This is a genomic window from Jiangella endophytica, from assembly GCF_003427025.1.
Classification (GTDB): domain Bacteria; phylum Actinomycetota; class Actinomycetes; order Jiangellales; family Jiangellaceae; genus Jiangella; species Jiangella endophytica.
This window is the reverse complement of the sequence record NZ_QVAI01000006.1, coordinates 362,585-378,979: the sequence shown is the minus strand read 5'-3', so window position 1 is coordinate 378,979 and position 16,395 is coordinate 362,585. Positions and strand designations below refer to the sequence as shown.

The 16,395-nt window shown below is 72.4% G+C and carries 17 protein-coding genes; 7 read left to right on the top strand and 10 right to left on the bottom strand.

The features are described 5' to 3' along the window. The first annotated feature begins 104 nt into the window (after positions 1 to 104). The 3 genes from DZA62_RS15730 to DZA62_RS15720 are packed head-to-tail and all read left to right on the top strand — an operon-like array spanning position 105 to position 1,678. The gene (locus DZA62_RS15730; RefSeq protein WP_116949817.1) at positions 105 to 596 is read left to right on the top strand and encodes a toxin-antitoxin system HicB family antitoxin; all 492 of its coding nucleotides are present in this window, start codon (positions 105 to 107) and stop codon (positions 594 to 596) included. A 32-nt stretch (positions 597 to 628) separates the two neighbouring features. Further along, positions 629 to 1,474, top strand: coding sequence for a DUF4097 family beta strand repeat-containing protein (locus DZA62_RS15725; protein WP_157987701.1), 846 nt, complete (start codon positions 629 to 631; stop codon positions 1,472 to 1,474). 12 nt (positions 1,475 to 1,486) lie between these two features. Continuing rightward, positions 1,487 to 1,678 carry a hypothetical protein gene (locus DZA62_RS15720; protein WP_116949815.1) on the top strand — a complete coding sequence of 64 codons (192 nt, stop codon included), beginning with the start codon at positions 1,487 to 1,489 and terminating at the stop codon, positions 1,676 to 1,678. Positions 1,679 to 2,150: 472 nt separating this feature from the next. On the opposite strand, the gene DZA62_RS15715 is transcribed toward DZA62_RS15720, so the two are convergent. From DZA62_RS15715 to DZA62_RS15695, 5 genes are all read right to left on the bottom strand, one after another. Then, complete coding sequence (locus DZA62_RS15715; protein ID WP_198663814.1) at positions 2,151 to 3,326, bottom strand: YihY/virulence factor BrkB family protein; 1,176 nt, start codon at positions 3,324 to 3,326, stop codon at positions 2,151 to 2,153. An 11-nt stretch (positions 3,327 to 3,337) separates the two neighbouring features. Next, positions 3,338 to 3,643: a DUF3618 domain-containing protein gene (locus tag DZA62_RS15710; protein ID WP_116949814.1), complete on the bottom strand. Its 306-nt coding sequence runs from the start codon at positions 3,641 to 3,643 to the stop codon at positions 3,338 to 3,340. Continuing rightward, positions 3,640 to 4,011, bottom strand: coding sequence for a phage holin family protein (locus DZA62_RS15705; protein ID WP_198663813.1), 372 nt, complete (start codon positions 4,009 to 4,011; stop codon positions 3,640 to 3,642). Before DZA62_RS15705 ends, DZA62_RS15710 begins: the two co-directional genes overlap by 4 nt. Positions 4,012 to 4,018: 7 nt before the next feature. Further along, a complete protein-coding gene (locus DZA62_RS15700; protein ID WP_116949812.1) occupies positions 4,019 to 4,333 on the bottom strand; it encodes a YtxH domain-containing protein in 315 nt (104 codons plus the stop codon). A 96-nt stretch (positions 4,334 to 4,429) separates the two neighbouring features. Then, positions 4,430 to 6,538 carry a S9 family peptidase gene (locus tag DZA62_RS15695; RefSeq protein ID WP_116949871.1) on the bottom strand — a complete coding sequence of 703 codons (2,109 nt, stop codon included), beginning with the start codon at positions 6,536 to 6,538 and terminating at the stop codon, positions 4,430 to 4,432. Between the two features lie 70 nt (positions 6,539 to 6,608). On the opposite strand from DZA62_RS15695, the gene DZA62_RS15690 reads away from it, so the two are divergent. Both DZA62_RS15690 and DZA62_RS15685 read left to right on the top strand, forming a co-directional pair. After that, entirely contained in the window at positions 6,609 to 6,962 is a 354-nt protein-coding gene (locus DZA62_RS15690) for a GntR family transcriptional regulator (RefSeq protein WP_116949811.1), read from the top strand. After that, the gene (locus DZA62_RS15685; RefSeq protein WP_116949810.1) at positions 6,959 to 7,981 is read left to right on the top strand and encodes a DUF1648 domain-containing protein; all 1,023 of its coding nucleotides are present in this window, start codon (positions 6,959 to 6,961) and stop codon (positions 7,979 to 7,981) included. Before DZA62_RS15690 ends, DZA62_RS15685 begins: the two co-directional genes overlap by 4 nt. A gap of 81 nt (positions 7,982 to 8,062) precedes the next feature. On the opposite strand, the gene DZA62_RS15680 is transcribed toward DZA62_RS15685, so the two are convergent. Both DZA62_RS15680 and DZA62_RS15675 read right to left on the bottom strand, forming a co-directional pair. Next, complete coding sequence (locus DZA62_RS15680) at positions 8,063 to 8,665, bottom strand: nitroreductase family protein (protein ID WP_116949809.1); 603 nt, start codon at positions 8,663 to 8,665, stop codon at positions 8,063 to 8,065. Positions 8,666 to 8,757: 92 nt separating this feature from the next. Beyond that, positions 8,758 to 9,186: an SPW repeat protein gene (locus DZA62_RS15675; RefSeq protein ID WP_116949808.1), complete on the bottom strand. Its 429-nt coding sequence runs from the start codon at positions 9,184 to 9,186 to the stop codon at positions 8,758 to 8,760. Between the two features lie 66 nt (positions 9,187 to 9,252). Between DZA62_RS15675 and DZA62_RS15670 the strand changes: the two genes are divergently transcribed. Both DZA62_RS15670 and DZA62_RS15665 read left to right on the top strand, forming a co-directional pair. Beyond that, on the top strand, positions 9,253 to 10,335 hold the full coding sequence (locus DZA62_RS15670) for a hypothetical protein (RefSeq protein WP_116949807.1): 1,083 nt from the start codon (positions 9,253 to 9,255) through the stop codon (positions 10,333 to 10,335). 152 nt (positions 10,336 to 10,487) lie between these two features. After that, entirely contained in the window at positions 10,488 to 11,954 is a 1,467-nt protein-coding gene (locus DZA62_RS15665) for a multidrug effflux MFS transporter (protein WP_198663811.1), read from the top strand. Between the two features lie 15 nt (positions 11,955 to 11,969). On the opposite strand, the gene DZA62_RS15660 is transcribed toward DZA62_RS15665, so the two are convergent. The 3 genes from DZA62_RS15660 to DZA62_RS15650 all read right to left on the bottom strand — a co-directional run bounded on the left by DZA62_RS15660 (position 11,970) and on the right by DZA62_RS15650 (position 16,149). Continuing rightward, positions 11,970 to 12,992 (bottom strand): lactonase family protein, encoded by a 1,023-nt coding sequence (locus tag DZA62_RS15660; protein WP_116949806.1) that lies wholly within the window; start codon positions 12,990 to 12,992, stop codon positions 11,970 to 11,972. A 42-nt stretch (positions 12,993 to 13,034) separates the two neighbouring features. After that, entirely contained in the window at positions 13,035 to 14,315 is a 1,281-nt protein-coding gene (locus DZA62_RS15655) for a GGDEF domain-containing protein (protein WP_198663810.1), read from the bottom strand. A 544-nt stretch (positions 14,316 to 14,859) separates the two neighbouring features. Beyond that, a complete protein-coding gene (locus DZA62_RS15650; protein WP_116949804.1) occupies positions 14,860 to 16,149 on the bottom strand; it encodes an MFS transporter in 1,290 nt (429 codons plus the stop codon). Between the last annotated feature and the right edge of the window lie 246 nt (positions 16,150 to 16,395).

The following is a 16,395-nucleotide window of genomic DNA, read 5'->3' as shown; positions in this document are numbered from 1 at the left end:
GACGCCGCGTGACGCCATCGATGGCGTCACGCGGCGCAGCATGCTGTCAGCGCTGCGTCATCATGACGCTTGACATGACGCCATAATGACGCCACCATGGCGTCATGGAGCTCACTCAGTACGTCGAAGCGTTGCGCGGCTCGCTGGCCGCGGCCGGGCAGGCCGCCGCTGACGACGTCCGCAGTGCCGCCGAGCGGCTGTCGTACGCCGTCGAGCCGTCGTTGCGGCTCACGCTGCTCGAGGCTCTGGGCGACGCGGCGGCTGAGATCACCACTCAGCTCGACGGCGTCGCGGTCGAGGTCCGGCTGCGTGGTGGCGACCCCGAGATGGTCGCCACCGAGGCCGTCGCCGCGCCGCCCCATCCGCCGGCGCCGCCCACGCCGCCGGCGCCGCCCATGCCGCCTGAGGACGAGAGCATGTCGCGGGTGTCGCTCCGGTTGCCCGAGACGCTCAAGGTCCGGGTCGAGGAGGCCGCCGCCGCCGAGGGCATGTCCGTCAACGCGTGGCTGATCCGCGCCGTGCTGCAGACCCTCGATCCGCCCCGATCGTCCACTCGCGTCACCATCGGCCGGAACCTCTCCGGCTGGGTCCGCTGACCTCCCGACCGTTCGATATCCAGGAGACCGCCGTGTCCGACATCCTCACGCATGTTTTCACCGCCGAGGGGCCCATCAGCCTGTCCGTCGGTCAGCGCTCCGGCGACCTCGTCGTCACCGCCGCCGACACCACCGAGATCGTGGTCGAACTCCGGCCGGCCGGTCACGACGGCGACGACCTCGCGCGGCGCACCGAGGTCGACCACCGGCCCGGCGCGCTGCGCATCGAGGTCCCGCGCACCACGTCGCTGCTCGGCCGCTCCGCGTCGGTCGACATCGCCGTCACCGTGCCCACGGGCACCACGGTGAACGCCCAGTCGGGCTCCGGCGACATCCGCCTCGATGGCCGGTTCGCCGATGTCACCGCCAAGTGTGGCTCCGGCGACGTCGCCGTCGACACCTGCGACGACTTGCAGGTCACCACCGGCAGCGGCGACGTCTACGTCACCGAGACCGCCGGCGCCCGGGTCCGCACCGGTTCCGGGTCCATCCGGTTCGGCGCGGCCGGCGGCACCGTCGAGCTCGAATCCGGCTCCGGCAGCATCGACGTCGAGCAGCCGGTGAGCAGCGGCCGCATCTCCGCCGCTTCGGGCGACGTCCGCATCGCCACCATCGACGGCCGGGTCGAGCTGAAGACCGCGTCCGGCGACATCACCGCCCACCGCGCCGTCGAGGGCGAGCTGCGAGCCCGCAGCGCCAGCGGCAACGTGTCCGTCGGCATCGTCACCGGCACTGCCGCCAACCTCGACGTCTCCTCCATCTCCGGGTCCATCCACTCCGACCTCGACCACGCCGACGCGCCGGCCGAGTCCGACCGTGCCCTGCTGCTGTCCGTCACCACGGTCAGCGGCTCCATCCGCCTGAACCGCACCACGTGAGAGGAGGCTGCCATGTCCTACGAGCCGTACCCCGACACCTTGCACCGCGTCCGTGCCGCGGAGTTCGAGAGGGAAGCCTTCGCCGCCGGACTCACCCGCCGAGCACACCACGCCCGCCGACTCGAACTGGCCGCTCAGCTGCTGGACCGCCTGGCCCGCCGGCTCGAGTCCCGCGCCGGAGCCAGCCGGGCCCGCATGCTCTGACCCGCCCCGCCATCGGCCTGCCGGCGATGCCTCCCGTCGCGAGCGCGGACGTCGCCGGCCCGGCGACCCAGCAATGGCCAGGCAGCCTGCGCCGGCCCCGCCGGTGGGGGCCCGCTGGACGCCCACCCCTCGGCGCCGGTCGCCAGGCGCTCGGCGCCGGCCAGGTTCTTCGGGCCTACCGTCCCCTCTTAGGGCCGGCCGTGCCCTTCGGTCGCCGGCCGGCTCGGCGCTGGCCTGCCCCGCGGTCCCGGAGTTGCTCGCCCGGCCAGCTGTGGGCTGCCCGTATCCGGCCATCTGCCGGTCGGCCAGACCTCAGCCGGCCCTCGTGGGCGCCACGGCCGCACTCCAACGCACCTGCCGCACGCCGCTCACCAACGCAAGTGGCGGCGTGCGCCGTCAGCGCGATCGCCCGCACGCTGCCCATCCGGGCCGGCCCGGCCCGCACGCGGCGACGTCGCGGGGTGAGCGGCCGTCAGCCTCGTTCCTCCGGCAGGGTCGTGCTGTCCCCGGAGGACTGCCGGAGCCGCAGGCCGCGGCGCACCAAGGTCGTTCGCTTCTCGGCGTCCTTGTCGATCTTGCGAGTGTCGCGGGGCGGCAGCTGGATCGCTTCCTCGGCCGGCAACCCCGCCTGCAGCTCACGCGCACGTTCGGTCTCGGCGTCGAACTCCGCACCGAACAGCAGCGCGAGGTTCGTCAGCCACAGCCACAGCAGGAAAATGATCACAGCGGCCAGCGACCCGTACGTCCGGTTGTAGGAGCCGAAGTTCGCCACGTAGAACCCGAACGCGACCGACCCGAGCGCCCACACGACGATCGCGATGAAGGCGCCGGCGCTGACCCACCGGAACTTCGGCCGGCGGACGTTGGGGGTGCCCCAGTAGAGCATCGCCACGATCATCACGACGACGAGCGCGAGCACCGGCCACTTGGCGAGGTTCCACACCGTCACCGCGGTGCTGCCGACCCCGATCGCGTCGCCGATGGCCCGTGCCACCGGGCCGCTGACCACCAGCAGCACGGCGGCCGCCAGCACCAGCAGCATCGTCAGCAGCGTGAGCGCCAGCTGCTGCGGCCGCAGCTTCCAGAACGGCCGCCCCTCGTCGACGTCGTAGATGCGGTTCATGGCACGGCCGAACGCACCGATGTAGCCGGACGCCGACCACAGCGCGACCAGCAGACCGATGATCAGCGCTGGACCGGCGCCCGGAGCATGGGTGAGCTGGCTGATCGGACGCTCCAGATCCGACGTCACCAGGGAGGGCGCGATGTCCTGGACGATGCCGACCAGTTGGTCAGTGGTCCGCTGGCTGTCCTGCCCGACGAGCGCAGGCAACGCCGCCAGCGCCACCAGCGCCGGGAACAGCGACAGCACCGAGTAGTACGTCAGCGCCGCCGCCAGATCCGGGCACTCGTCGTGGAGGAACTCGCGCACGGAGCGCCGGGCGACATAGCTCCAGGACGGCCGGGTGAGCTGGGCCGGGCCGGACGGCACCGCCTCGCCGCTCGACCCACCGCCCGGCTCATCGGCCGACCCGCCGCCGGACCCGCCACCCGGCCCGCCTGCGGCCGGGGCTTTGCGCCGGGCGGCCTCATCGGCCGACGGCGGAGCAGTGGCCGAGGCGTGACGTCCGGGGGTGCGTGTCGCCATGGGGATCGCTCCTAGTGCCGGCGCTTCCAGGCGAGCGCTCCGACCACACCGCCGACGACGACGGTCGCGCCGGCGGCGATCATGGTCGCCGGGCGGGTGGCGACGTCCTTGGCCGAGGTGGCCATCGAGCCGGCCCGGTCGCGGACGGCGCTCATCCGCTCGCGTGCCTGGCTGCGCACGTCCAACTTCTGCTGCAGCGCCTCGATGGTGCGGCCGAGGTCGGCGCGGGTCTGCTCGATGTGCTTCTCGATGTCCTCGGGCGTCGCACCCTTCGGCGGTTCGTCGGTCGTCATCGTGTCCTTGATGGTGGTACTCATCGGTGCCTGCCTTCCTTGAGTTCCTCCACGTCGCGTTTGACGTTCTCGACGGTGCGGTCGGGCGTTGGCGAGGCCTGCTTGGTCTCGCCGCGGCCGAGCAACGCGGCCAGGCCGGCCAGCAGGAACAGCGCGGCGGCGACGATCAGCGCCGCGGCCCACACAGCCAGGCTGGTCAGCGACAGCGCCGCGATGGCCGCCGTCACCAGTGCGCCGACCCCGAAGAACGCGAGCAGCCCGGCGCCGCCGAACAAGCCGAGCCCGATCCCGGCGTGCCGCGCCTTCTGCGACATCTCCGCCTGGGCCAGCCGCATCTCGTCACGGATCAGGTGCGAGGTCTGGGTCGAGAACTCCCGGACCAGGTCGGCCACGGAGCGGTCATCCAGGCTGCGGGTAGTGTCCGTTGCGGCCATGGACCGTCACCTCCGGGGCGTCCACGTCGGTGTCGTGCCGCTGCATCGTCGACCGCACCTTGTCGGTGGCGCGGGACGCGGCGTCGGTGAGCTTCTCCTGGAGCTCCGGCGCCCGGGTCCGCACGGCATCCTGCGCATCGGCGACCTTCTGCTGCACCTTGGGGTCGTGCCAGAGCGCGTCCGCGCGACCCTTCAGATCCTCGTAGCGTTGCCGACCGGCGCGGGTGCCGAGAACGTACCCGACCGCGGCGCCGGCCAGGAGGAGCAACTTTCCCTTCATGGTCCCTCCAGATATCTCGCCGTTGAGTGGCGGTTACCCGATCGGGACGTACGCATGCGGGGCGTTCGCGCAGGTCACGAACGCCCGGAAGGTGAGTTATGCGAGGTTGGCGGGGTTCGTGGTGTCGATGATGAAGGCCAGTGTGAACGCTTCGTCGCGCCAGGCGTCGTACCGGCCGGACGGGCCGCCGTGGCCCGCGCCCATCTCGGTCTTGAGCAGCAGCGGACGGTCGCCGGTGGCGGTGGTGCGCAGGCGGGCGACCCACTTCGCCGGCTCGTGGTAGCCGACCCGCGGATCGTTCAGACCGGCCGTCGCCAGGATCGCGGGGTACGGCCGGGCTGCGACGTTCTCGTAAGGCGAGTACGACTTCATGTAGGCGTAGACCTCGGCCGACTCGAGCGGGTTGCCCCATTCCTCCCACTCGACGACGGTCAGCGGCATCGTGGGGTCGAGGATGGTGTTGAGCGCGTCGACGAACGGGACCTCGCCCACCAGCGTGGCGAAGGTGCCGTCAGCGAGGTTGGCGACGGCGCCGATGAGCAGACCGCCGGCGCTGCCGCCCCGTCCGGCCAGCCGGTCGCGCGACGTCCAGCCGGCCGTGACCAGGTGCTCGCCGCAGGCGACGAAGTCGGTGAACGTGTGGCGCTTGTGCAGCAGCTTGCCGTCCTCGTACCAGCGCCGGCCCAACTCGCCGCCGCCGCGCACGTGCGCGATCGCGAACACGTACCCGCGGTCGAGCAGCGACAGCCGCGCGATGGAGAACCACGGGTCCATGGACGCCTCGTAGGCGCCGTAGCCGTACAGGACGCACGGCGCGCTGCCGTCGCGCGGGGTGTCGCGCCGCTTGACCAGCGAGATCGGGATGCGGGTGCCGTCGGGGGCGGTGGCCCACTCGCGCACCGACTCGTACGCGGACAGATCGACGCCGCCGAGGACCGGCTGCCGCTTGCGCAGCCGCAGCTCACCGCTTGCGACGTCGTAGTCGTAGACGGAGCTCGGCGTGGTCAGCGACGCGTAGCCGAGCCGGAACACGGTGGTGTCGAACTCCGGGTTGCCGCCGGGCTGGACGGTGCGTACCGGCTCGGCGAACTCGATGTCGCGGCCCGCGCCGGCCGAGCCGTCGGCGGCCAGCGGCAGGACGTGCAGCTCGGTGCGGCCGTCGCGGCGCATCGAGACGACGAGGTGGCCGGCGAACGCGTCGACGCCGGTGACACGGACGCCCTCGGTGTGCGCCAGCACCGGGCGCCAGTTCTGGCGCCCGGGCGCGTCGGCCGGCGCGACGACCAGTTCGAAATCGACCGCGTCCTTGTTGTGCACGATGTAGAAGGAGTCGCCGGTGTGGTCGATCGAGTACTCGACGCCCTGCTCGCGCGGCTCGACGACGCGGAACTCGCCCTGCGGGTCGCCGGCCGGCAGCACCCACGTCTCGCTGGTGATCTGGCTGCCCAGCTCGATGACGACGTACTGCTCGCTGCGGGTGAGCCCGACACCGGCGAAGAACCGCTCGTCGGTCTCCTCGTGCACGATGACGTCGGCCGCGGCCTCGGTGCCCAGCAGGTGCCGCCACACGCGGTACGGGCGCATGGCGTCGTCGACGGTGGTGTAGAAGAGGGCGCTGCCGTCGGCGGCCCACGCCGAGCCGTAGTAGGTGCCCGGCACCTCGTCGGGCAGGGTGGCGCCGGACTCGAGGTCCTTGAACCGCAGCGTGTACTTCTCGCCGCCGTCGAAGTCGGTGGAGTAGGCCAGCAGCCGGCCGTCGGGGCTGATGTCGAACGCGCCGAGGGCGAAGTACGCGGAGTCGCCGGCCAGTTCGTTCTGGTCGAGCAGGACCTGCTCGTCGGCGGGGGAGACGATCGGCTCGGCCGGGTCGGCGGGCAACGCCGGCTCGGTGCGCGACCGGCAGTGGATCGGGTACTGGCTGCCCTCGAGTGTGCGGGTGTAGTACCACCAGCCGTGGTGCCGCGCCGGCACCGACAGGTCGGTCTCGAGCGTGCGGCTCTTGATCTCGTCGAAGATCTCGTCCTGCAGCGCCTTCGTGTGCGCCGTCGCCGCCTGTGTGTGGGCGTTCTCGGCCTCGAGGTAGGCGACGGTGTCGGGGTCGTCGCGGTCCTTCAGCCACGCGTAGGGATCGACGACGGTGTCGCCGTGGACGGTGCGCTCGGCGGGGAGCTGCTTCGCCACGGGCGGCGCGGGAATCTCCGACATGAGCCCGACCGTACCGCACGCCAGCGTCGCCAAACTTGTTCTATTAGAGCTAGAACAATACAATCGAGGTGTGCTCATCCGACTCGACCCGGCATCCGCCGAGCCGCTCTTCGCTCAACTGGCCGCAGCGGTTCGCGGTGCCATCGCGCGCGGCGAGCTGGCGGCGGGCGAACGGCTGCCCAGCGCACGCGAGCTGGCCGAGTCGCTCGGGCTGAACGTCCACACGGTCCTGCACGGCTACCAGCTGCTGCGGGACGAAGGGCTCGTGGAGCTGCGCCGCGGCCGTGGCGCGGTGGTCACCGAGGCCGGCGCGACCGGCCTGGCCCGGCTGCGCGAGGCGGTCACCGGCGTGATCGCCGAGGCGCACCGGCTGGGGCTGAGCGCCGACGAGCTCACCGCATTGATCCGGAGGGAGTACTCATGACGGAGCAGACGACAGGTGGCCCCGGCCGCGGCGTCCTGGTGCGGGCGCTGCTGGCCGGCGCCGGGTTGCCGATCGCCATCGGTGCGGTGGGCGCCGCGCTGGTGCTCAGCTGGCGCGATCAGCTGCCGGCCCGGGTCGCCAGCCACTGGGGCGTCGACGGGGCGGCCGACGGGTTCAGCTCGGTGTCGACGGTGGCCTGGCTGGTCGGCGGGTTCGCCGTGGCGTTCGCCGTCATCGGGCTGGCGCTGGTGCTCACGGTCCGGGCCGACGCCACGATCACCCGGGTCGTGGCCGCCACCACGGCCGGCACGACGGGGTTCGTCACGGCGCTGGTGGTGCTGCTGACCGAGCGGCAACGCGGGCTGGCCGACGCCGCCGCCGTCGAACTGCCCGGCGCGACCATCCCGCTCGCACTGGCCGCCGGTGTCGCCGCCGCCGTTCTCGCGGCGCTGCTGGTGCCGCGCCGGACGTCCGGCGCCCGGCCGCTCGGGCCGCTGCCGCCCGGCGCCAGCGAGGCGCCGCACCTGGACGTCGGCGCCGCCGAGCGGGTGGTCTGGACGCGATCGGCCGCGACCGGCGGCGTGCCCGCCGTCGTGCTCGTCGCCGGCATCGGCGTCACCGCGATCGTCGGAGTGCTCGGCCGGCAGTGGTGGGTGCTCGGCCTCGGCCTGGGGCTCGCGGTGCTGGCGGTGGCGATGTTCTCCATCACGGTGACCGTCGACGAGCGTGGGCTCACGGTCCGCGGCCGGTTCGGCCGGCCGCGCATGCACACGTCGCTGGACCGCATCGCGCGGGCGAGCACCGTCACCGTCCGCCCGGCCCGCGACTTCGGCGGCTTCGGCTACCGGGTCTCCGCGATCGGGCCGCTCAAGGGCACTCGTGGCTACGTGCTGCGCGGCGGTGAGGCGCTGCTGGTCGAGCGCACCGACGGCGCGCGCACCCTCGTCACCGTCGACGACGCCGGCACCGCGGCCGCGCTTCTCAATGCCCTGCTCGAGCGCCGTTTCGGCGGCGTCTGAGCCGCGCCGAGATCAGCGGGCGACGACACCTCCGCAGGCACGGTCCATCGATGACGGTTCCCGGGCCGCGGCAGCAGTCGGTCAGGCGCTCCAGCGTCCCCGGTGCACGACGGCGTCGAGGTCGCGGCGGCCGCGCTTCAACGACGGCGACCGCCGGTCCCGGGCGCGGTGGCCGATGCTGACGACGCCGATCGGCTTGTAGTCCTCCGGCACGCCGAACGCGCCCCGGAATCCGTCGACGCGCTCGGCGGGGATGCCGAAGAAGCAGGCGCCCAGACCCTCGTCGACAACCGTCAGCAGCATGAGCAGGCTGGCCATGCCGGTGTCGATGTCCCAGTACGGCGCCGTCCAGCGGGACTCGTCGCGGTCGGTCCAGCCCTTGTCCGGCTCCGCGTACCGGTCGAGGTAGGCGGCCTTCGAGGAGAGCGGCACGATGAGCACGGGCGCCCGGCGCAGCCCGGCGGACCAGCCGTCGGAGCCCAGGCCGGCCGGCGTGGCAGCGGCCCAGAACCGGGCGACGTCGGCGGGGGTGTCCAGGCGCAGGAACGCCCAGCCCTGGCTGAACCCGGCGCTCGGCGCGTGCAGGGCGTTGGCGAGGACGCGGTCGACGACGGCCGGGTCGACCGGCTCGTCGGTGTAGTTACGGACCATGCGGCGACGGGTGACGACGTCGGCGAACTCCATGGCCGCCATCATGCTGGACGGGGTGCTGAACGAGGGGCCCGGGCGGCGGCGCGCGGGATCGGGGAAGGAGCACCGCCGCCCGAGGTCCGTCGTTATGGACGCGTCCGGCGCATGCTGCCGGACATCATGGCGACGGCGCACAGCACGATCACGCCGCCGGTGATGACGTTGCTCACGATGGCCGAGGTCCCCGGCGTCGGCCCGTTGACGGCCCACACCGACACGATGGCCCAGGCGCCCAGCAGGGGCGAGACCCAGGCGACACCGTGCAGGCGTCCGTAGGCGGCGGCGAACCCGGCCGCCAGCACGGTGACGGCCAGACCGGTGAACAGGTTGCTCATCATGAGCGCGGAGTGGTCGGTGAACCCGACCACCCATGGCGACATCGCCAGATAGAGGCCGGCCAGGAAGGCCAGGCCGTCGGAGGACTGCGCGACGGGAGTCTCGGCGATCTGGTCGTACCTACGCCTCATGACGACGACGTCGGGGTGCCGTTCGATGTCGGGAGTCGGTGCTGTCATGACCCCCCACCTCCTTCGGAGGACATCGGGTCGATCCCGCACTCTTTATGATGCTCCTCTCGACCCGTGATCGTCGACGCGATCAGCCGCCGCCGTAGAGACGAGCTCCAGATGGCGATCTTCCGCCGCAAGACCAAGGTGCCGGACGACCCCCGGCCCGTGATCGCCCAGTTCTGGGCGTGGTGGTCCGAGCACCGCGACGATGTCATCGCGGCGTTCGAGGAGAAGCGGTCGGACGACCTCATCGAGCTGCTCCGGCCGCCTGTCGCGGCCATCGACTCGTCCCTCAACTGGGAGGTGTCGCCGAGCTCGGCGAAGCGGTTCATGCTGGTGGTCTCCAGCGGCGGCAAGGCCGAGCTGCGCGGGCTGGCCGAGCGCTGGAAGCTGGCCGCGCCCGACGACCCGGACGTCGAGTTCGCGCCGGTGCGCCGGGCCGACCCCGCGCTGTTCGACTCCGTCGTCATGAAGATCGACGACTACGACATCGAGTTGCGCGAGCTGATCGCCGGCACCCGCGTCGACCAGCAGCGCGGCCGCCTCGACGTCGTCGTGCACCACCCGCTGTTCCCGCTGCTGGACAAGGAGCACCGGCTCTCGGTCGCGTTCCACGGCCTCGACGCCGCGCTCGGCGAGGACGAGGCGGAGCGCTGGATCGGTGAGGTCGAGGTCTCCGCCGACCCGCCGCTGGACGCCATCCCGGTGTCGATGCTGGGGTCGGTGGTCGACCAGCTGCGCCCGTCCGACGACGTCTGGGCGCTACTGCGCGGCAGCGGCCGCAAAGGCCCGATCGTCGCGCTCGTGCGCCGCCCGCTGGACCGCGTCGAACGGCCGCTGGCCGACACCCACGTCGCGCTCGTGCTCGACTACCCGCCCGGCCCCGACGGCATGCCGGCCCAGGAGAGCCTGCTCGACGACGCCGACCGGCTGGTCCAGCAGGTCATCGCCCAGCTGGGTGGTGAGGGCCCGCAGGTCGTCCACGTCGGGCGGGTCACCGGCGAGGGCCATGTCGTCGTGCACCTCTACGTCGACGGCCTCGAGATCGACCCCGCGCCGGTCGGCAAGGCGCTGACGCAGTGGACGCACGGCACCGCCGCGGTCCAGAGCCACCCCGACCCGGGCTGGAAGGCCGTCGCGCCGCTGCTGCGCTGACGCGCGCCACTTGTACGCCGCGTCACACGAAACTCCCTGTCGGAATGTCAGGCGCCTCTGGCACAGTTGACGATGACGGTGTCCGCGCCGCAGCAGTCGCGCGCCGTACCTCGCTCACCCCCTTCACGTACTACCTCTGGAAGAGGCTGCCCTTGTCTGCGCGTACTAGCGCCGTGCCGGACGCCGACGGCGCCACCGGCCTGTCCCGCGGCACGATGATCCGCCGGATCCTCGTGCTCGGCGCGCTCACCGCACTCGGACCGCTGACCATCGACCTCTACCTGCCCGCGTTCCCCGACATCGCGGGCGACCTGAGCGCCACCGAGGCCCAGGTCCAGCTGACCCTCACCGGCACGCTGCTGGGCTTCGCCGTCGGCCAGCTCATCCTCGGCCCGTGGTCAGACGCCGTTGGCCGCCGCCGTCCGCTCATCGCGGCGACGCTCACCCATGTCGTCGCGTCACTGCTGTGCGCCGTCGCACCCACCATCGAGGTCCTCGGCGTCTTCCGGGTCCTGCAGGGCATGGCGGCCGCCGCCGGTGCCGTCGTGTCCATGGCCGTCGTCCGCGACCTCTACACGGGCATGCCGGCCATCCGGCTGCTGTCGCGGCTGATGCTGGTCACCGGTGTCGCGCCGGTGCTCGCGCCCACGCTCGGCGGCCAGGTGCTGCAGTTCACCGACTGGCGTGGCGTCTTCTGGGTGCTCGCCGCCCTCGGCCTCGGGCTGGTCGCCGTCGTCGTGTTCGGGCTGCAGGAGACGCTGCCCGAGGACCGCCGGCGCGCCGGCGGGGTCGCCGCCACGCTGCGCACGTACGGCTCCATCCTGCGCGAGCGCACGTTCGTCGGCCTCATGCTGACCGGCGGCCTGATGATGGCCGCGCTCTTCGGCTACATCGCGGGCTCGTCGTTCGTCTTCCAGGACGTGTTCGGCCTGTCCGAGCAGGCCTACGGCATCGTCTTCGGCGTCAACTCGCTCGGCCTGATCGCCGCGACGCAGCTGAACGCGCGGCTGGTCCGGCGGGTCCGGCCGCAATGGATCCTGGCGGGCGCGCTGGTCGTCGCCTCGGCGGCGGCCGCGCTCATGGTGGTGTTCGCGGCCACCGGCCTGCTGGGCATCTACGGCATCGCGGTGCCGCTGTTCGTCATCCTCACCACGGTCGGCTTCACCATGCCGAACATCCCGGTGCTCGCGCTGGCCAATCACGGCCGGTCGGCCGGCACCGCGGCGGCGCTGCTCGGCGCCATGAACTTCGCCGTCGGCGCGGTCAGCGCTCCGCTGGTCGGAGCGTTCGGCACCGGGTCGGCGGTGCCGATGGCGGGCGTCATGCTGGGCATGTCGGTGCTCGCCGTCGCGGCGATGTTCCTCATCGCGCGGCCGCGGCAGATCTCCGGCCTCGAGCCCGACCCGCCGATCACCGGCGAGACCCCGCCGCCGGCCGTCGTCGAGACGCACGTGCCGGAGCCGGTCGCGGCCGGGCGCCGCGGCCGTCGCCGGCTGACCGCCCTCTCGCCCGGCGCCGCGCACCGTCCGGCCGCCACGCACGACACCGTGCCGGGCACCGGCCGGCCCGCCGCCCTCCCGGGTAGCCGGCGGGCGCGCCGGCAGCGCTCGCGGTCCTGACCGCGCGGGGCCCGGTCAGCCGAACAGGATGCTGGCCGGGCTCGGCGTGCTGAGCACGTGCCCGGCCGGCTCCGGCACTCCCGTCTGCTGATCGACCCTGAACGAGGCCAGTTGGTCGGAGAACTGGTTCGCCACGTACAGGTACTGCCCCTCAGGGTCCAGTTCGAGGTCGCGCGGGTGGCTGCCGCCGCACGCGACGCTCGCGACCAGCGCGACGTCCGGCCCGTCGACCGACAGCACGGCGATCTCGTCGACGACCCGGTTCGCCACGTAGAGGAACCGGCCGTCGGCACCGAGCCGGATCGCCGACGGGTAGCTGGGCCCGCGCCCGTCGTCGACGTGCGTGGCGACGTCGGCGACCACCTCGGCCGTCGTCAGGTCGACGACCGTGACGGTCGAGGCCAGTTCGGTGACGACGTACGCGTAGTGGTCGCGGATGACGAGGTGCCGCGGTCCGTCGCCGGGGGCGACCGCGATCTCGTCGGCCAGGCTCAGCCGGCCGGTGCCTTCGTCGAGCACGTAGCGGTAGACGGTGTCGGTGCCGAGGTCGGTGGCCAGGACGTGGCCGCGCGCGGCGTCGGTGACGATCATGTGCGCGTGCGGGCCGGCCTGTCGCTGGGTGTCCGGGCCGCTGCCCTCGTGCCGGACGACGTGCGTGGCCTCGCCGAGGGAGCCGTCGGCGTCGATCGGGTGCACGCTCAGCGAGCCGGATCCGTAGTCGGCGCTCAGCAGGTACCGTCCGCCCGGGTGCACGGAGAGGTGGCAGGTCCCGTTGCCGCCGGTCGAACGCGGCCGGCCCAGCGGCCGCGGCACGTCGCCGTCGAGCGCCCACGCGCTGACGTGGCCGTCGTCGACCTCGTGGATGGCGTACAGCACCCGGCCGTCCGGCGACAGCGCCAGGTACATGGGGTTGCCGACGCCGTGAAGCGCCGGCCCGCCGAGAGGCGTCACCACGCCCTTCTCGATGTCGGCGACGGTGACGCCGGCCGCTGGTCCGCCCTGGCCGGCCGAGGTGGCGGCCCCGATGAATGCACGCATCGGCCCATCATCCCGGAGCGGGCGCCGGCCGGGAAGCGCGGGTCAGCCGCGCGCGTTCGGCGGCTCGGCCTGCTGCGGCAGCGCCCGCTGCTTCGGCAGCGCCGGGACGTCGGAGCCACCCAGCCGGACCGTGTTGCGGCCGGAGTTCTTGGCTGCGTACAGCGCGGTGTCGGCCGCCAGCAGCAGCTCGTCGATGCTCGTGATGCCGGCCGACGGGAAGATCGCACCGCCGACGGAGGCCGTGATGCCGATCTCGGCGGCTGGGAGGTCCTGGCCCGGTGGCTGCACGACGATCGACTGGACCCGGCGCCGGATGCGCTCGGCGACGTTGTGGAGGTTCTGCTGCGTGCCGACGTCAGGCAACACGACGACGAACTCTTCGCCGCCCCAGCGCCCGCAGGCGTCGTTGTCGCGGATCTCCGCCATCAGCTCGCGGGCCACAGCCTTCAGGACGCTGTCGCCGTAGGGGTGGCCGTGGGTGTCGTTGATGTTCTTGAAGTGGTCGAGGTCGACGATCAGCAGCCCGAGAGTCTCGTCGCGGTCGCGGGCCCGGGCCAGTGACCGTTCGGCGAAGTCGTGCCACCACCCGGCCGTGGTCAGCCCGGTCTTGGAATCGACCCGCGAGGCCTCCTGGTACTGGCTCAGCAGGATGCCGCGGTGCAGAGCGATCATGGCGATGACGATGCCGGGCAGCACGAACGGGTTCGTGACGACCACCGCGGCGGCCACCAGGCCGAGACCGATGGCGCCGGCCTCGAGGAGCTGCTCGCCGAAGTTGGCGAAGAGTTCACGCGCGGTGACGGTCGGCTTGGAGAGCGCGATGGCCGTCATGATCAGGCCGAGGTTGATGGCCCATCGCACCACGGCAGCGCAGGCGACGATGCCGAGATCCATCAGGCCGACCCAGGTCGCCTCGCCCGGCGCCCGCGGGTACCCGGCCATTCCCACCGCGAGGACGGCGACCGCCGCGTGGGTGCCGCAGAGCACCGTCGCGGAGGAGAAGATCCACCGATACGGCAGCTTCTGCCGGTTGGGCTGTACGCGGAACCAGGCGAGCGTATAGGTGAAGACGACCATCGCGGTGGCGAGGACCGGCGGCAGGACGACGACCGCGGCGAAGCTCCAGACCGCCTTGGTGTCGATGTACGGGACCGTGCTCGTGCGCGCGTACTCGCGGCGGCTCTCGAACTGGCGGGTGAGCTCGATGGCGACGGCGGCGCAGAGCGCGAGAACCGCGAAGCGCAGCACGTCGACGCCGTGAACCGGCACGAGGAACGCCGTTGCGATGCTCACCAGGACCGCGATGGCGTCGACCGTGAGCACGACGACGACGACCGACCTGGGCGCGCTCCACAAAGCCCAGCCTGCGACCCATGTCCTGGATCGTCGGTACATATCGCGCACCCGCCTCCACCTGCGTAGATAGCCGTGCTCCATGCCTGGTAGCGCACATACTAGCCGAATTCGGACATGGCTCCTGCTGTCCAATGAGGACAATAGTGATGCGATCCGTATGAAGCGGTGCAATCGGATGCCCGCCGTTCGCCGATCGGCTCTGGAGACGGATTGAGGTGTGTGGCAATGCGCGACGTCAACTGGACCTGACGGAGTGGAACCGGCCTGCGAGGGCGCTGGTCGTGAGGAGGTGTGCGGCGATGCGTGACGTGAACTGGACGTGAGGTGTGGCGGTGCCCGGTGAGCAGGTGAGCGAGCGTGGACGGAGGTGTGCAGTGATGCGTGACTCGAACTGGACGTGAGGTGCGGCGGTGCCCGGTGAGCAGGTGAGCGAGCGTGGACGGAGGTGTGCAGTGATGCGTGACTCGAACTGGACCTGAGGTCCAGCACCCCCAATGAAGCCGCCGGCCCGTCATGGCCGGCCGGAGAAGTCGTCGGCCTCGCCCTGGGGTGGTGGAAGGGCGCGGGGCGGGGCCAGTCGCGACCATCGACGTGCCGCGGCCGAGGCCGCCAGGACGCCCAGCACCGACGTGACGAGGATGATCGTCGACGGTGAGAGGAGCTGGGCGAGGACGCCGGCTGCGACGATGGCAAGGCCTTGCGCTGCCCGGAGGGCGGCGATCGCGAGCCCGACCGCCTGACCTCGGCGGTGTGCGGGGACGGACTCGACGTAGGTGGCCTGGACCACCATGTCGTGGGCGGAGCACGCCCCGCTGACGGTCCACAGCACCACTGCGACGGCCAGGCCGGGCAGCCAGCCGGTCGGGATCAGCACCAGGCTGCTCGCCACCGCGAGCGGCCCCATCAGCGCGAGCCGCCGCTCCGGCCGCATCCGGCCCAGCACCAGCATCCCGATGACCGTCCCGGCGGGATTGGCGACGAGCAGCCAGCCGACGCCCGTGGAACCGGCGTCGATCTCGGCCGCGTACGGCACCGCGAGCCCTTCCGGGACGACGTAGAACCCCGCGCAACAGGCGATCGCGAGCAGCGTCAGCAGCCGCGGATCACGGGCGACGACCCGCCAGCCGGCGCGGACCGTGGCCCACTGCCCGGCCGGAGCCGGCTCCGGCTCCGATGCCGAATCGCCGGGCGCCGGGTCCGCCGCAGGCGCGACGGGGTGGTGCGGGCCGAGACCGCGGGCGATCAGCAGCGCCGACACCACGAACGTCGCCGCGTTGATGAGCAGGGCCGCGGGGACGCCCAGCCAGGCGACGAGCGCCGCGCCGGCGCCGAAGCCGACGACGAGCGCGGCCTGGTACGTCATCGAGAAGACGCCCAGTCCCAGCGCCAGCCGGTCGCCGCGCAGGATGTCGGGGAGGGCGGCCTGGCGTGCGGCCGAGAACGGCGCCGTCAGCAGCTGCACGAGTGCCAGCAGACAGACCTGGCCGGCCAGCGGGATCGCGGGCACCGCCATCACCGCCACCAGCACGGCGCGGACGAGGTCGGTGACCACCATGACGTCGCGCCGCGGGAACCGGTCGGCCAGCCCGGCCAGCGCGGCGCCGCCCACGAGGTCGGGCAGATAGGTCAGGGCGTAGGTGAGGGCGGCCAGGCCGGCCGACTCCGTCCGGTCGAACACCAGCAGCGTGAGCGCGACGCGGGCGAACTGGTCGCCGATCACGGAGAGCAGGTGCGCCAGCCACAGCCAGCGGAACTCCGTCGCGGCGAAGACGGCGCGGTAGGAAGCCGGGGACCCAGACATTTCGGAGCAGTCTGACCGGTCCGATGACGACGGGCAAGGTCGTGATCAAGGTTCGACACGGGCGCCGGCGACTCGGCGGGGGACGGCTGTCGTGCCCGGTAGGTCGGCGTCCGCGCGGTCGGGCCGGTGAGCGACGCCTACCTTGTAGCGATGTCCGCGGGCAATTGGGTGGGCACCGGAACAGGCGATCGGAATAGCGTCGCCGGATCGGTCAGGAAATCGCGTGTTCCACTTTCTGGCGCGGTG

Coding starts and splice junctions, on each gene's coding strand:
- DZA62_RS15695 (WP_116949871.1), bottom strand. CDS start 6,538: ATGTCGGAGATTCCCGCGCCGCCCGTGGCGAAGCAGCTCCCCGCCGAG.
- DZA62_RS15675 (WP_116949808.1), bottom strand. CDS start 9,186: ATGACAGCACCGACTCCCGACATCGAACGGCACCCCGACGTCGTCGTC.
- DZA62_RS15730 (WP_116949817.1), top strand. CDS start 105: ATGGAGCTCACTCAGTACGTCGAAGCGTTGCGCGGCTCGCTGGCCGCG.
- DZA62_RS15680 (WP_116949809.1), bottom strand. CDS start 8,665: ATGGAGTTCGCCGACGTCGTCACCCGTCGCCGCATGGTCCGTAACTAC.
- DZA62_RS15660 (WP_116949806.1), bottom strand. CDS start 12,992: ATGCGTGCATTCATCGGGGCCGCCACCTCGGCCGGCCAGGGCGGACCA.
- DZA62_RS15710 (WP_116949814.1), bottom strand. CDS start 3,643: ATGAGTACCACCATCAAGGACACGATGACGACCGACGAACCGCCGAAG.
- DZA62_RS15685 (WP_116949810.1), top strand. CDS start 6,959: ATGACGGAGCAGACGACAGGTGGCCCCGGCCGCGGCGTCCTGGTGCGG.
- DZA62_RS15720 (WP_116949815.1), top strand. CDS start 1,487: ATGTCCTACGAGCCGTACCCCGACACCTTGCACCGCGTCCGTGCCGCG.
- DZA62_RS15700 (WP_116949812.1), bottom strand. CDS start 4,333: ATGAAGGGAAAGTTGCTCCTCCTGGCCGGCGCCGCGGTCGGGTACGTT.
- DZA62_RS15650 (WP_116949804.1), bottom strand. CDS start 16,149: ATGTCTGGGTCCCCGGCTTCCTACCGCGCCGTCTTCGCCGCGACGGAG.
- DZA62_RS15715 (WP_198663814.1), bottom strand. CDS start 3,326: ATGGCGACACGCACCCCCGGACGTCACGCCTCGGCCACTGCTCCGCCG.